Consider the following 15,549-nt stretch of genomic DNA (forward strand, 5'->3'; position numbering starts at 1 on the left):
CCAGTCGGCATCATAAGTTGATTGACAACTGTCAGTAAATACTAATTTAGTAGCAAGCTGTCATCTGCTAGCTCTTCTCCCCGAACTTTTGTAAACATTTCTAGTAAATCAGGCACCTGCATATTGGCACGTTGTTCACCTGAGACATCAAGCACAATCTCACCTTGATGGAGCATAACGGTGCGATCTCCGCATGCCAACGCATCTTTCATTGAGTGAGTAACCATCATTACGGTCAAGTTGAACTCCGCAACGATTTTCTTGGTTAAGTCGATAATAAATGCCGCCATGCGAGGGTCTAGCGCGGCAGTATGCTCATCAAGCAATAGTAGCTTGCTATCTGACAATGTCGCCATAACTAAACTCACGGCTTGACGTTGCCCTCCAGAAAGCAGCCCAATGCTGTCTCCCAGTCTATCTTCTAGCCCTAAGCCTAAAATGCTGATTCGATCTTGGAACAACTTGCGACGTTTTGCCGTTAGAGACAAACCCCAGCCACGTTTTTTTCCACGCATATAGGCTAGTGCCATGTTCTCTTCGATCGTCAAATCACCACACGTTCCAGCTAAGGGATCTTGGAATACACGCGCACATTGCTGTGCTCGTTGGTCAACACTACGTTTAGTCACATCGAGATCGTCAATGATTACGCTACCGCCAACCATCGGAGTTTCTCCCGTCACCGCCCCCAGCAGGGTTGATTTTCCTGCTCCATTGGAGCCTATCACCGTCAAAAACTCATGTTGCGGGACTTCTAAAGTTACTCCTCGCAGCGCCTTGTTTTCTAGGATAGTGCCGGGGTTAAAAGTCACTTGAATATCTTCCAAACGAATCATGCTACATCTCCTGACTCTTTTTCCTGCTTTAATTTCTCTTGATTACTGGCAGGAAGACTATGCTTTTTTGACTTGAGATTACCTTTGATTTTCGGTGCGATAAGAGCAATCGCGACTAATACGGCAGTGACCAAATTTAGATCAGAGGCTTGGAGGCCAAACATGCCACTACTTAGGGCAAAGGCGACCGCTAAACGGTACAATACTGAACCGACAATCACGGCGACAACCGCGACCCAGATCTTCCGCCCCGGGATTAAGGTTTGGCCTAAGATTACCGCAGCTAAGCCAACCACTATAGTACCAACGCCAGACGTCACATCGGCAAAACTATTGGTTTGAGCGAACAAAGCACCGGCAAAGCCAACGAACCCGTTAGAGAGCGCCAAACCAAAGTAAGTGTAGAATGCCGTGCTGGCGCCTTGAGCCGATACCATACGCGCATTCACACCCGTAGCACGAAGCCCTAACCCAAAATCACTGTTAAGAAGCCTTACCACTAGCCACCCTGAAATCAATACCAATATACCTACGATCAAAGGGCGAATCAGCATAGGGTCACCGATGGTTTCAAAAGGAGTTAGGATGGTCTGTTCTCCTAACAACGCGACGTTGGGTCTCCCCATTATTCTTATGTTGATCGAGAAGGCAGCAATCATGGTGAGAATGGAAGCGAGCAAGTGAAGAATACCACAACGCACGGCAAGAAATGCCGTCACCCAACCTGTGGCCGCCCCAGCTAGAATCGCCATAAATGTTGCAATCCAAGGATTAATACCAGCCACAATCGCGGTTGCCGCCACAGCCGCTCCCATAGGGAAGCTGCCATCAACACTCAAATCAGGAAAATCAAGAACACGGAACGTGAGATAGACGCCTAAAGCAACAAGACCATACAATAAGCCAATTTCCAAAGCGCCAAAAAATGCAAAAGCAGACATACCAACTCCCTTTTCTGCTAAAGATCAAAACACCTCAAGCATGCGATGTAAATGCGTACTTGAGGCTATGGTTTATTTTACGCTTGTGGCACGATCTAGAACTGATTGAGGAATAGCGACACCTAACTTAGTAGCAGCGGTTTTGTTAACGACAAGGTCAGAACCCTTAGCCACTTTTACATCTAATGAACCAGGATTAGAACCTTCTAGGATAGCAGCAACATAATCTGCAGTTTGAACCCCAACTTGATAGTAGTCAAAGCCAAGGCTCGCAATAGCCCCTTTCTCAACATAAGAAGTAGCGCCGCCAAGCACTGGTGTCTTAGCTTGATTTGCCGCTACAATCATACCTTCTATGGCACTGGCAACTGTGTTGTCCGTTGGGGCGTAGATGACGTCTGACTTCGCGGCAATTGCTTGAGTGGCAGATTGGACATCAGCACTTTTCAGAGCCGTCGCTTCAATTACTTGAATACCTTGCTCTGCTGCACTCTGTTTAAGTAGCTCAACTAGAGTCACCGCGTTGGCTTCTCCTGGATTAAAGACTACCCCGATTGATTTAGTGCTTGGTAAAATCTCTTTGATCAATTCAACATGCTGGCTGACTGGAGATAAGTCAGAAAGGCCTGTTACGTTTTTGCCCGGTTGCTCTAGTTGTTTAACTAACTTCGCGCCCACAGGGTCGGTCACGGCGGTAAATACAACAGGAATAGAGCGTGTTGCAGAAACAAGAGCCTGCGCAGTTGGTGTTGCAATACCAACCAATACATCTGGTTTCTCACCAACAAATTGGCGCGCAATCTGTACTGCTATCGCCGGATTACCTTGCGCCGTTTTATAGTCAAACTCTAGGTTCTTACCTTGCTCATAACCTTTGGCTTTCAAACCATCAATTAAGCCTTGGCGTGTTGCATCTAACGCTGGATGCTCAACGATTTGCGATACCGCTACCTTAGCGGTCTTCGCCATAACGCTAGTGGATGAGAGTAATGTGACACCTGCGAGAACGGCGGTCGCAATGACTTTTGCTGCTTTCATCTTAACTCCTTGATGTAATACCAACTTCCTTGTCAGCTCAAACACCTAGCCACTTCTATGCTTTATACGCAGTTGCCTAGAAGTTGTTTTCTTAGCGCTCATAGCATGTGAGCTTTTTCATTGAACTTGGTATAAGCAATCATGTAGTGTGAGGGTAGATTTTGTGTTTTTGTTACTGCACAAATTATGTGCACATCAATATTATTACCAACATGCTGTATAAAAGAAAAGCAACTTTTAACATTAAAGCAACAAAAGGAGAGCCGCGTTGTTGTTTACTGTTTCACGGCGTGAATCAACAAGTTGCGCGGGGTCGCCTCTCGAGAACAAAACTCTGATAACGTGACCATATAGCCTTGTTCTTGAAGGTATAGAGCTTTATCAAGCACGAGCCAGAGCTCTAACACACGGCGAAACGGTTGTTGCACCAAACTGATACGCTCCATCTGCCAATACCTAATTTGACCTAATTTCTCATAGCGAGCATAGTCTAACTTAGGCTGGCTGATTGCCTTCTTTTCACAAGCCCATTGGCAAAAAGCTTCAAACCCTTCCGCCAACTGAGATTTTTTAATGCTCGGGACGGGCTGATACGTGCCAATTTGAGTGACTTCACGCACAAGTAAGTCGAATCCAAGTCGATAAGTCATCTCTTCCATACGATGACGTTTGACCCTTTCTCCACCAGTAACGGTTTCTTGTAGAGGGATTCTAAGCTCTTGGCGAGTTAGTGCGAGTGTGGAAGCTTTCCCCTGTTTGGACAGAGCCTGATAGCTTTCGTTACTGATCAAATGATAACAACATGGTGATAGCGTAATAGCAGGAAGTTGTTTACTCGTGGCATGATGGAGCAGAGAAACATGCAGATCGCCACAAGCATGCAGCGCTACGGCATGCTGCTCTCTGTTTAATGCATCTTCCGCCTGCTCACTGAGTGCATCCCCTTGGACAAAATGCATCGATAAACCTTGTTTGTCAGCTTCTTGTTGACCAGACTGACAAAGCGCGTGCTGATATTCAAAGCTGGTGACTTTTTGCTGAGTCTGGCTCGCAAGAATCCTACCTAGAAAACCTTTACCTGAACACCACTCAAGCCACTCACTACCATGATGATTGATGATAGCGGCTTCTCCCATAGAGAGGATTTGTTCTAGCTTACGCCCGGGAACGCCACTTTCAACACCTCGTGCTAGCTTGAGACCTTTAATATCCAACTTTGGTAATGTCGTCCACGCTTCAACCTGCTTGATGCACGGTACATAATGGGACATGTCGCTAAGCAGCAGAATGTTGTTCTGTTTGTAGGATGCAATTTGCTCTGGGGAAAGACTCTCCAACCAACGACATAAGGCTGGGTTTTGATTGAGCCAAGGCAGCGTATGCTGATCAGATAAGAAAAATGGCTCAAAGCGCCAGTAGGCTTGATATTCACTCAAGAATCGATTGAGTGATTGGAATTGGTTTAACATGGCTTCCCCCTAAACGAGTATTTTAGAGGGAAGCCTACTGAGATGCTAGCGTACTGGTAAATCGATATCTTTAAACATTTCGTCGATCTCAGCGTTTGATTTCAATGACAAAGCTTGCTCGACGACAGGTCGTGTCAAATGTGGTGCAAATCTTTCCATAAAATCAAACATGTAGGAGCGTAAGAAGGTACCACGCCTAAATCCAATACTTGTGGTACTTGCACCAAAGATGTGGCTTGCATCAATCGCAACTAAGTCAGTGTCTTGCTCTTGGTCAATCGCCATACTCGCAATCACACCAACACCTATTCCCATGCGCACATACGTTTTAATCACGTCAGCGTCGGTTGCAGTAAAGACGACTCTTGGTGTTAAGCCATATTTGTTAAATGCCGTGTCTAACTCTGAGCGCCCAGTAAATCCAAACACATAGGTCACCAGAGGATAGCTAGCCAGATCTTGAATCGTCACTTTCTCTTTCTGAGCCAATGGGTGCGACTTAGGTACAACGATCGAGCGATTCCAGTGATAACAAGGCAGCATGATCGCATCTTGGTATAAATGCAACGCTTCAGTGGCAATGGCAAAGTTGGCCGTACCCTTGGCTATTGCTTCGGACATTTGTGAAGGTGTACCTTGGTGCATGTGCAGCGACACCTTCGGGTAGCGCGCAGTAAAGCCTTTGATCACGTCAGGCAGCGCATAACGAGCCTGCGTATGAGTCGTTGAAATGTTTAAGGTACCCATCTCAGGATGAGTATGTTCACCGGCAACAGCTTTGATACTTTCTACGCGGGCTAAAATTTCCTGAGAAATGCGGATAATATCTTCACCCGCTCCTGTCACTTGAGTTAAGTGCTTGCCACTACGCTCAAATATTTGAATACCGAGTTCGTCTTCTAATAAGCGAACTTGCTTACTAATACCTGGTTGCGAGGTGTATAGGCTCTCTGCGGTTGCAGATACATTTAGGTTATGGTTAACAACCTCAACAATATACTTCAATTGTTGTAATTTCATTCTTGACCTCGCAATCCCTTATCGACGCCCCATGATGAGCAAATATGGTTTATAATATTTAGTTATAACGCCAATAGCTTTAAATTGATAGTCCCAACGCTATTAAGGTAAAGAATAGCCGGTTGTTTTTGCGCTTAATTGCCCATTTTGCAATCAATTACTCAGATTAAGCTTTGCAATCAGAGTTTTCATTAATAAACTTTATCAATTAGGCGATAATACAAAACAGGTGCAGTAGCTTAGCGGAATCGTGTATGCTTATCTGCTAGCCATTAAAAAACATAAGATACGGAATTTATGAATATTGGTTTAATCATAGCTTTAGTTGCCATCTTACTCGTCTTGGTTCTCGGCTATAACATTATGCTGCAGTATAAAGTTAAAGCAGAAACGGCAAGAAAACAGGAAAGTTCACGCTATTTACAGATCATAGATGCGACCGAAGAGCTTATCGGACATGCTCATCATATGCCTTATAGTAAAGAGCTATTGATGTGTCTGAATACCCGTATTCTCGACGCGTTGCAAAGTATGTACGAACTCGACCCAAAGAATAAGCAGTTGGAACAGCGAGTCGAACATGTAAAACAGCAAATCAAACAGCTCGAAGATAACTTTAAAGGTGGCGAAAGCGCGAGCTTTAAAGTTCCAACCAGTGATAAGCAAGCCATTGTCATGCTTAAGCTTGTGAAACGACTTCGCGACACCGTTCGTAGCGAACATAATAAAGGACGTTTTGAAACCCAAGCTTACGTGGCAGAAAATGCTCGTTTAGAGACAATCCAAGTTCGCATCAACATAGAGAACGTAATCAAGCGTTCGAATGATGCGATTGTTCGTGGTCAGCCAGGTACCGCTATTCAACTATTGAAGAAAGGTCTCGATGCGCTAAGTACGAAGAACGATAGTTACTCGACCCAAGCTCGCGAAAAACTGCAGACGATGTACGATGAGTTAGAAAACAAACGTCAAAGCAAAAATGCGGAAGAGCTTCATCAAATCGAAGAAGATCAACGCAAAGACGATATGGATGCACTCTTTGGTGAAAAGAAAAAGTGGTAATATAATCCCACTGAACGTATTCAAAAAGGTCGCGAACGCGGCCTTTCTTTTTAATCACTGTTAAATATAAATGATAGAACTAGAACAATACCAGAGCTTGTTGGCGCCTATTAACGGTTTTTTACACTGCTCAACACCAGAACAATGGGTAGAAGAAGCGCGCAAGCCTGAGAACCTAAAAGTAGTCCTTATAGACCATCTACTATGTGAGCTAAAGGCAGGCCAGTCTGCAATGTATCTGATCCGCAAATACGCGGTAGACAAACAAAGTGCGCATAACCTGCTTGATTGGTTTAAACCCTATGAAGACTTCGCCTACCGAAAAACTGGCAATTTAGATACGCTAAAGGGCAAAAGTAATATCTCTAAAGCGATTATGGCAAAATCTGATTCGCTATATAGCCAAGATCTTATCGACAAAATGGTTTTATTGATTAAAGAAGAGCTACACCACTTTTATCAAGTACTTGAAATCATGGACAATCGTGGTATCACCTACGAGCCGGTGCAAGCGAGCCGTTACGCCAAAGGGCTGATCAGTAACATGGCAACCCATGAGCCACAGACGCTCATCGACAAGCTGATAATTGGCGCATACATAGAAGCTCGCTCTTGTGAACGCTTTGCTAAGCTTGCACCGCATATGGATGAAGATATCGCTAAATTCTATATTTCTTTATTACGCTCAGAAGCACGTCACTATCAAGACTACCTGACTCTCGCTGAAGAGATTGCAGGTGAAAATATCAGTGAACGCATTGACTACTTTGGAAAACTAGAAGCAGAGTTGATTTCGTCACCAGATAGCGATTTTAAGTTTCATAGCGGAATTCCAGCATAAACGACTTACCTCGTAGCATAGAAACGACAAAGGCCAGTATCAAACCGGCCTTTGCTTCGCCTGGGAAAGGTTACACTAATGTGGCGTTGATTTCTGCTAGTACTGCGGCAGGGTCTTCCGCTTGAGTAATCGGACGACCAATCACTAAGTAATCTGAACCTGCTTGGACTGCATCGACAGGTGTCATAATACGTTTTTGGTCACCAACAGCAGCACCCGCAGGGCGAATACCTGGTGTTACTAATTTGAACTCGCTACCTAGCTCAGCTTTTAACATTGACGCTTCCTGCGCCGAGCAAACCACACCATCTAAACCTGAGTTTTTGGTTAGATTAGCCAGACGAATGACTTGCTCTTGTGGCTGAATGTTAAGGCCAATACCCGCCAAGTCGCTCTGCTCCATACTGGTTAGCACAGTCACACCAATCAGTAGTGGACGATCTTTACCGTAAGGCTCTAGAATTTCGCGTGATGCTGTCATCATTCGTTCACCACCACTTGCATGAACGTTAACCATCCATACGCCTAGTTCTGCTGCTGCGCGCACCGCCTTTGAACAGGTATTTGGAATATCGTGGAACTTAAGATCAAGAAAGACTGAAAAACCACGCTTGTGCAGTTGCTTGACGAAATCAGGACCAAATAGTGTAAACATCTCTTTGCCAACTTTTAAGCGGCATGAGCTTGGGTCAATTCTATCAACAAAAGCGAGTGCATCGGCTTGGTTATCATAATCAAGTGCAACTATTACTTTTTGGTCGATCATTTCATCTCCTAACTTACTTTAAACAAATCGAAAAAAAGCAGCGGGATCACCGCTGCCATTTTGTGATGGGATTGCCCATGCGAAAAATTATTCACCGTCCAATCCTCGGATTGGCTTAATCGTCCCCCACCCTTTACAGGAAGGACAATGCCAATACATCGAATGAGTCGAGAAGCCACACTTACGGCAGCGATAATGAGGCTTAACTTTGAGTTGCTCCCCAACCAGCTTTTGTAATGTACCAAGGCTAGCCTTAGCTCTACCTTCTTCAGCCTCAGCTAAATGATAGTCCATCAAGCGGTAGAAACCTTTCATGGTCGGGTTCTTAACCAGTTGACGAGTTAATAACTCTTGAGCAGCTCCGGCACCATCATGCTGCGCAACAAGTTGTGCCAGCATCAATTCTGCAGATACTCCCGCCTTATTGACGATACACTGGCGTAAAAAGTTTAGCAGCTCATCTTCTTGCCCAAGATGGTGATAACACTCGGCCAAAGTGGGTAATACCTCACTGACGAAATCACTATCTTGCTCTAACACCATCTCCATATACTTGATGGTGCTCTTGTAATCTTCTTCGTCAAGATACAGCTTGCCTAGTGCAATGCTAGCGCGAACACATTTAGGGTCTTCTGACAGCGCACGTTTAAAATTGTGCATTGCGTCGGCATGGTGTCCATCAGCTTTTTCCTGCATCGCAAGCTCACACCAAAAGTGACCTATGCTAGTACGCATCCTCTTGCGACCCATCTTGACCAGCAGAGAGGCGTAGTGAATCGCTTTGTTCCATTCTCTAGTCTGCTGATAGATTGCGACAAGCTGTTGCAGTGCACCCTCACGATGATCCGGCTCTTCAACCAACTGTTCAAAGATTTTTTCAGCACGGTCTAAAAACCCAGATGCCATATAATCTTTCGCAAGTTGCTGCAAAGCGATATTTTTCTGATCGATAGTCAGACCAGAACGAGAGATTAAGTTTTGGTGAATACGAATTGCACGATCGACTTCGCCTCTAGAGCGGAATAGATTGCCGAGCGCGAGGTGCGTATCGATCGTTTCATTATCGACTTGAAGAAGTTCGATAAAATGATCAACCGCTTTGTCAGATTGATCTGACAAGAGAAGGTTCAAACCCGTCACATATTGACGTGAAATCTGATTTGATTGTTTCTGCTTGTCTTGCTGGGCACTACGATTACCCATGTACCAGCCATAAGCGGCGGCAATTGGCAATAACAAGAAGAGAATTTCTAACATCGAGTAACAGCCTACCTAGATACCGATTTAAGCTTTACCTTGATTAGCTTCACTCACTGGAGGAGAAAGCTTGTTTAGCTGCTTCTTTAATTTACGAACCTGCAATTTAGACTTCAGGTGCAAACTGCCAAAAATCAGCCACGCCAGTGCGAACCCAACTACAAATACACCACCTAGCAGCGTCGATAGATGGAAATCACCTTGCGCAATAAGGTAGTTGAAGTTGACGATTGCCTGATTCTGAGAGCCTAATGCCAATGCAATTAAAAATAGGGCCAGCACAAGAACGATTTTTATAATTTTCATAGTCCATCACCTAAGATAAGTTCTGCCGATACGATTATGCAGTAAAAGCTACAAACAAACCATGGTTATCTCTGTAATTCCAATGATAAAAAAGCGGCATACGCTCTGTATGCCGCTTTTTTATCAGTCTTTTACAATGAACTAGCCGAGATTAACGCGCTCTCGCAGCTCTTTACCAGGTTTGAAATGAGGGACAAATTTCCCTTCAAGCTCCACTTTATCGCCTGTTTTTGGATTACGGCCAACACGAGGTTCGCGGAAGTGTAAAGAGAAGCTACCGAAGCCACGAATCTCGATTCTGTCACCATTTTCTAGTGTCGATGCCATATGCTCCAAAATATCTTTTACAGCATCTTCTATCTCTTTCGCTGAAAGGTGCGTTTGTTCAGCGCACAGTCTTTCAATCAATTCAGACTTAGTCATAGTTGCCCTCGTAGAGTAATTTATCACTTATTATAGTAAGTAATACCAGTTCCAACAAACACTTGCTTTCAATTTTAGACAATAATTGAGCAATATGTGTAGTGAAAAATTGCTTTTTTTAGAACGCTTTGAAGAGATTGGTATTACTACTAGTCAACTTTCTAGCATAAAAAAGGAGCCTTTCGGCTCCTTTATTCTTAAAAGCGATTTAATTATTCGCTTTTAGCTGCTTTGAAAGCGTCAGCCATAGCGTTACCGAATGAAGCATCGTCTGCTTTGTTCAGTGAAGCCATTGCTTCTTGCTCTTCAGCTTCGTCTTTAGCTTTGATAGATAGGTTGATTACGCGGTTCTTACGGTCTACACCTGTGAACTTAGCTTCAACACTGTCACCAGCGCTTAGGATTAGAGAAGCGTCTTCTACGCGGTCACGAGAAACTTCAGAAGCGCGGATGTAACCTTCTACGCCTTCTTCAAGCTCGATAGTTGCACCTTTAGCGTCAACAGCAACAACAGTACCGTTAACTAGAGTGCCTTTCTTCTTCTCTGCAACGTAAGCATTGAATGGGTCGTTTTCCATTTGCTTAACGCCTAGAGAGATACGCTCACGCTCAGCATCTACTGCTAGTACTACTGCAGAGATTTCGTCGCCTTTCTTGTACTCACGTACCGCTTCTTCACCAGCAACATTCCAAGAAATGTCAGATAGGTGAACTAGACCGTCGATGCCGCCATCTAGACCGATGAAGATACCGAAGTCAGTGATAGACTTGATCTTACCAGTAACTTTGTCGCCTTTAGCTTGCGCTTCAGCGAAAGATTGCCATGGGTTAGCTTTACACTGTTTTAGGCCTAGAGAGATACGACGACGCTCTTCGTCGATTTCAAGAACCATAACCTCAACTTCGTCGCCAACATTAACAACTTTAGATGGGTGAATGTTCTTGTTAGTCCAATCCATTTCAGAAACGTGTACTAGACCTTCAACGCCTTCTTCGATTTCAACGAAACAGCCGTAGTCAGTTAGGTTAGTAACGCGACCAGATAGTTTGTGACCTTCTGGGTAACGCTTAGCGATTGCTACCCATGGATCTTCGCCTAGCTGCTTAAGACCTAGTGATACGCGAGTACGCTCACGATCGAACTTAAGAACTTTAACTTGGATCTCGTCACCAACGTTCACGATCTCAGAAGGGTGCTTAACGCGCTTCCAAGCCATGTCAGTGATGTGTAGTAGGCCGTCAACGCCACCTAGGTCTACGAATGCACCGTAGTCAGTAAGGTTCTTAACGATACCTTTAACTTCTGCGCCTTCTTGTAGAGTTTCTAGAAGCTCATCACGCTCAACGCTGTTCTCAGACTCGATTACTGCACGACGAGAAACAACTACGTTGTTACGCTTCTGGTCAAGTTTGATAACTTTGAACTCTAGCTCTTTGTTTTCTAGGTGAGCAGTGTCACGGATAGGACGTACGTCTACTAGTGAACCAGGAAGGAAAGCACGGATACCGTTTAGTTCAACAGTGAAACCGCCTTTAACTTTACCGTTGATGATACCAACAACAGTTTCAGCTTCTTCGTAAGCCTTCTCAAGTACGATCCAAGCTTCGTGACGCTTCGCTTTCTCACGAGAAAGTTGAGTCTCACCGAAACCGTCTTCTACAGCGTCTAGAGCTACGTCTACTTCAGAACCAACTTCAACTTCAAGTTCGCCAGCAGCGTTCTTGAACTGTTCAGCAGGGATTGCAGACTCAGACTTTAGACCAGCGTCAACAAGAACAAAACCGTTCTCGATAGCTACTACAGTACCTTTAACGATAGTACCTTGTTGGAATTCAGTCTCGTTTAGAAACTCTTCAAAGAGTTGAGCAAAAGATTCAGTCATTTATTTAATCTTCAATAAATTAAACGTCCACGGGTATCCTACCGCGTGGGGTTATTAAATTCGCCAGTCATCATCCTTGTGACCAACGCTCTTACCTAGCCGCCTAAGCGACTAGCTTCGATTCGATATATTGTAGTGCTTTTTCTACCACTTCGTCGATACTCATCGTAGTAGAATCTAGCAAAAGCGCATCCTCAGCAGGGCGTAATGGAGCCACTGGGCGATTACGATCTCGGTCGTCACGCTCTTGGATCTCACGCAAAAGGTCGTCAAATTTAACATCTAACCCCTTGCCTTGCAACTGTTTAAGACGGCGCTGAGCACGCTCCTGCGCACTAGCGTCTAAGAAAATTTTCGCGACAGCCTGTGGAAAAACGACAGTGCCCATATCCCGACCATCTGCAATTAAGCCTTGACCTTCCGCAAACGCACGCTGACGACGCAATAGAGCCTCACGTACTCGTGGCAGAGCAGCCACTTTTGACGCAGCCATACCGGTTTCTTCTTTGCGTAGCTCTCCTGAGACATCTTCGCCTTCAAGAATGACTTTCACTAAATCACCTTCAGCTATAAACTGAACATCTAGGTGAGTCGCTAGTGGGACAAGCGCATCTTCAGACTCTGTGTCCACACCATGGTGGATAGCCGCAAGCGCAAGTACGCGGTAAATAGCACCTGAATCTAATAAGTGGAAGCCTAGTTTGTTTGCCAAAAGCATACAAAGAGTGCCTTTACCCGCACCACTTGGTCCATCAACGGTCACAACCGGTGTATGAGACGACATGTTTTACTCCATGTTGGTTGTGGATCAACGCGCTACGCTTTGACCCTAATTCGGCGACAAATTATAGAGGGAAACCGCTATCGGTTCTAGGTTCGATTGGGGGAATTAAGAAAAAGAGCGCCAACGCGCCCTTAGAAGGTTAGCAAATTACAATTGTATTCGAGATTGGTTTTTCGTGACTAACGCAGAACCAATCCCTTTAACTTCAGTCAGCGCCTCGGCACTGACAAACTTACCGTGTAGTTCACGATACTCAACGATTGCTTGCGCTTTCTTTAAACCTATACCGTTCAATAAATCGGCTAACTCCTGCGCACTTGCAGTATTAATATTGACCGTTATTTCAATCCCGTCATATTTCGGATTGGGTTTGGCTTCATCTGCAAGAGACAATGGAGCGGTAAATGTCAGAGCCGCTATTAGAATGGCCTTTTTTAGCATACTGGCTTCCTTGTTTGTTAATGTACTCGCTCAGCATACCGCCCCCATAATCCAACCCCATGACCAACCCCGCAAAATAAAACGGACTGCAAAAGCAGTCCGTTTTAAGTTATGTATCAATTACACACGCTGTGATTATTGGGTCACAACATAGTATTCGATATCTATCGTCTTACGTAAGATATTGATTAAACCTGATAGATCTTGTTGAGCATTAACTTGCGTTAATTGTGAACCAATCTGCTGGTTATATTGCGGGTCGAATTCTGACGCAACTCTGGTCAGTTCAACAACGACAATATCACCATTAAGATCTTTAGCTTGAGCAAAGCCTACTTCACCTTGCGCAGGCTTTGTCATTGAGAACACAACATCAGCAAGTGGCGAGCTGCGATCAAGTGTTTCTACTTCACCGAATGCCAAACCATTTTCACTTAGGAGATCTTGTTTACCTTGCTTAAGCTCATCAACTAGGTTTTGTGCTAGTTCGATTGCCGTCTGCTCACCTTTAACATTCGCTAAAGCTGTAGTCACATCACTGCGAACTTCGTCTAAAGGAAGAACAATCTCGTCACGGCTATCTTCAACACGAACCACAACAACATGCTCAGGAGCAACTTCAATCACTTCAGAGTTCAAACCATCTTCTTTTACTTCTGGGCTAACAATTGCTTGAAGTACTGCTGGAGTTTTTAGCAGTTCAGGCGCATCACGCTCTGAAATAAAGTCTGTAGTTTGGATTTTCGCACTAATGGCTTTAGCAGCATCATCAAGAGAATCTGGGTATTCAAACGCCACTTTCTCTAGCTCGCTTTGAAGCTCGTAGTACTGATCGATGGCTTGCTGATCTTTAAGCTCTTGCTTAATCTCCGCAGCAACTTCTTGATAAGGCTTAGCCACAGAGTCTTTCAGTTCATCAAGCTTGATAATGTGGTAACCAAACTCAGACTTAACCAATCCTGTTGTTTCACCCACTTTAGTTAAAGCAAACGCTGCCTCTTCGAACGTTGGATCCATCACATCACGTTCAATCCAACCTAGCGATCCGCCTTCAGAAGCACTGCCAAAGTCATCAGATTTCTCTTCAGCTAACGCTGTAAAATCAGCACCCGCATTTAACTCATCAAGAATAGCTTGAGCTTTCGCTTCGTCATCGCCTTCTACGAGGATATGGCTTACGCGGCGCTGCTCTTCTGAAGAGTACTTATCAAGGTGTTCTTGGTAATATTGCTCTGCTTGCTCATCAGTGATTTCGATACCGTCTTTAAGCTGCTGCGCTGAAAGTTCGATATAGGCAACTTTTACCTGTTCAGGGCGAGTGTAACGCTCAGGGTTTTGCTTATAGTAGTCATTGATCTCTTCCTCAGACAGCACAGCTTTCGCTGCAAAGTCAGCCAGAGATAGCGTAACTTTTTTGATATCACGAGTTTGAGTAAGCAGTTTACTTTGCGCTTCAACTTCACCAGGTAATGAGAAGTCGCTACCTTGAATTGCAGTCAAAAGTTGGTTACGCACTAAGTCACGACGCAGGTATTCAGCAAAGCTTTCCGCAGAGAAACCCGCGCGGCGAAGTGCCGTTTGATAGATATCTTGGTCGAACTCACCATCAACTTGGAACTGAGGCATTTCTAGAATCAGTGTTCGAACTTGCGAGTCACTTACACGTAAACCGAGCGACTCAGCGTGTTGTTCTAGGAGTAAGTCATTCACCATACGGTCAAGAACAGATTTACGGAAAGATTCTACATAGCTTGGGTCTGCTAACAGGTTTGAGAAGTAATCACCAAGTTGTGCTTGCATACGATTACGTTCATTTTGGTAAGCTTGTTCGAACTCACCACGGCCAATTTCCACATTGCCTACTTTCGCCGCTGAGTTGCTTGAGCCACCAACAATGTAACTACCCACACCTGCAAATACGAAAGATAGGATGATAAGTCCTAGGATAATTTTAACCGCGATGCTGTTAACGCCTTCGCGTAATCGGTCCATCATACTTAAACTACTCTCCGCTTATGCACCATGTCTAAGTACGCAAGACTAAACACGATGCACTTCATTAAAATTAAAAATTGAATAGCGCGATAATACCAGAAAAAGAAATGCGCATCAGTATGATGCGCATAATTTAAAAAGGTTCGAAAAAATCGGCCTAACTGGCGACTTTTTGATTAGTTACAAGAGTCTTTCAGAGCTTTACCAGCTTTGAACGCAGGAACTTTCGCTTCTGCGATTTGGATCTCTTCACCCGTTTTAGGGTTACGACCAGTGCGCGCAGCACGAGTACGTACGCTGAATGTACCGAAGCCAACTAATGCAACTTGGTCACCAGACTGCAGTGTGTCACCTACCGCATCGATGAATGCGTCTAGAGCACGACCAGCAGACGCTTTTGATAGGTCTGCACTTTCTGCGATTTTTTCTACTAATTGTGTTTTATTCACTGTGATTCCCCTTTGTGCCGCCTGATTTTATTTTTGTC

16 protein-coding genes are annotated in these 15,549 nt (G+C 44.6%); 2 read left to right on the forward strand and 14 right to left on the reverse strand.

What is annotated here, in order from left to right; all coding sequences use genetic code 11:
- Positions 1–41: 41 nt before the first annotated feature.
- The 5 genes from APB76_RS11835 to cysB form a co-directional block, all read right to left on the reverse strand.
- On the reverse strand, positions 42–836 hold the full coding sequence (locus APB76_RS11835; protein WP_049843654.1) for an ABC transporter ATP-binding protein: 795 nt from the start codon (positions 834–836) through the stop codon (positions 42–44).
- Positions 833–1,777, reverse strand: coding sequence for an ABC transporter permease (locus APB76_RS11840; protein ID WP_054961571.1), 945 nt, complete (start codon positions 1,775–1,777; stop codon positions 833–835). The genes APB76_RS11835 and APB76_RS11840 overlap by 4 nt, the downstream gene beginning before the upstream one ends.
- Before the next feature lie 72 nt (positions 1,778–1,849).
- Positions 1,850–2,815, reverse strand: coding sequence for an ABC transporter substrate-binding protein (locus tag APB76_RS11845; RefSeq protein ID WP_054961570.1), 966 nt, complete (start codon positions 2,813–2,815; stop codon positions 1,850–1,852).
- A 275-nt stretch (positions 2,816–3,090) separates the two neighbouring features.
- On the reverse strand, positions 3,091–4,284 hold the full coding sequence (locus tag APB76_RS11850) for a methyltransferase (protein WP_054961569.1): 1,194 nt from the start codon (positions 4,282–4,284) through the stop codon (positions 3,091–3,093).
- Between the two features lie 45 nt (positions 4,285–4,329).
- Positions 4,330–5,304 carry an HTH-type transcriptional regulator CysB gene (gene cysB / locus APB76_RS11855; protein WP_049843650.1) on the reverse strand — a complete coding sequence of 325 codons (975 nt, stop codon included), beginning with the start codon at positions 5,302–5,304 and terminating at the stop codon, positions 4,330–4,332.
- Positions 5,305–5,601: 297 nt separating this feature from the next.
- Here cysB and APB76_RS11860 point away from each other — a divergent pair, with 297 nt between their 5' ends.
- Complete coding sequence (locus tag APB76_RS11860) at positions 5,602–6,366, forward strand: hypothetical protein (protein WP_049843649.1); 765 nt, start codon at positions 5,602–5,604, stop codon at positions 6,364–6,366.
- A 70-nt stretch (positions 6,367–6,436) separates the two neighbouring features.
- Positions 6,437–7,207 (forward strand): tRNA isopentenyl-2-thiomethyl-A-37 hydroxylase MiaE, encoded by a 771-nt coding sequence (miaE, locus tag APB76_RS11865; RefSeq protein WP_054961568.1) that lies wholly within the window; start codon positions 6,437–6,439, stop codon positions 7,205–7,207.
- 70 nt (positions 7,208–7,277) lie between these two features.
- Here miaE and pyrF read toward each other — a convergent pair whose 3' ends face one another.
- From pyrF to APB76_RS11910, 9 genes are all read right to left on the reverse strand, one after another.
- Positions 7,278–7,973 carry an orotidine-5'-phosphate decarboxylase gene (gene pyrF / locus APB76_RS11870; protein WP_054961567.1) on the reverse strand — a complete coding sequence of 232 codons (696 nt, stop codon included), beginning with the start codon at positions 7,971–7,973 and terminating at the stop codon, positions 7,278–7,280.
- 87 nt (positions 7,974–8,060) lie between these two features.
- The gene (lapB, locus tag APB76_RS11875) at positions 8,061–9,230 is read right to left on the reverse strand and encodes a lipopolysaccharide assembly protein LapB (RefSeq protein ID WP_054961566.1); all 1,170 of its coding nucleotides are present in this window, start codon (positions 9,228–9,230) and stop codon (positions 8,061–8,063) included.
- Between the two features lie 27 nt (positions 9,231–9,257).
- On the reverse strand, positions 9,258–9,536 hold the full coding sequence (locus tag APB76_RS11880; protein ID WP_049843645.1) for a LapA family protein: 279 nt from the start codon (positions 9,534–9,536) through the stop codon (positions 9,258–9,260).
- Positions 9,537–9,677: 141 nt separating this feature from the next.
- The gene (gene ihfB, locus APB76_RS11885; RefSeq protein ID WP_049843644.1) at positions 9,678–9,959 is read right to left on the reverse strand and encodes an integration host factor subunit beta; all 282 of its coding nucleotides are present in this window, start codon (positions 9,957–9,959) and stop codon (positions 9,678–9,680) included.
- Between the two features lie 212 nt (positions 9,960–10,171).
- Positions 10,172–11,842, reverse strand: coding sequence for a 30S ribosomal protein S1 (gene rpsA, locus APB76_RS11890; protein WP_049843643.1), 1,671 nt, complete (start codon positions 11,840–11,842; stop codon positions 10,172–10,174).
- Positions 11,843–11,945: 103 nt separating this feature from the next.
- On the reverse strand, positions 11,946–12,626 hold the full coding sequence (cmk, locus tag APB76_RS11895) for a (d)CMP kinase (protein ID WP_054961565.1): 681 nt from the start codon (positions 12,624–12,626) through the stop codon (positions 11,946–11,948).
- A gap of 147 nt (positions 12,627–12,773) precedes the next feature.
- Positions 12,774–13,067: a ComEA family DNA-binding protein gene (locus APB76_RS11900; RefSeq protein WP_049843641.1), complete on the reverse strand. Its 294-nt coding sequence runs from the start codon at positions 13,065–13,067 to the stop codon at positions 12,774–12,776.
- A gap of 135 nt (positions 13,068–13,202) precedes the next feature.
- Positions 13,203–15,062, reverse strand: a complete 1,860-nt coding sequence (gene ppiD, locus APB76_RS11905) for a peptidylprolyl isomerase (RefSeq protein ID WP_054961564.1) — start codon at positions 15,060–15,062, stop codon at positions 13,203–13,205.
- A gap of 176 nt (positions 15,063–15,238) precedes the next feature.
- Positions 15,239–15,511, reverse strand: coding sequence for an HU family DNA-binding protein (locus tag APB76_RS11910; RefSeq protein WP_049843639.1), 273 nt, complete (start codon positions 15,509–15,511; stop codon positions 15,239–15,241).
- Positions 15,512–15,549 lie beyond the last annotated feature (38 nt).

Source organism: Vibrio bivalvicida (genome assembly GCF_001399455.2).
Classification (GTDB): Bacteria; Pseudomonadota; Gammaproteobacteria; order Enterobacterales; family Vibrionaceae; genus Vibrio; species Vibrio bivalvicida.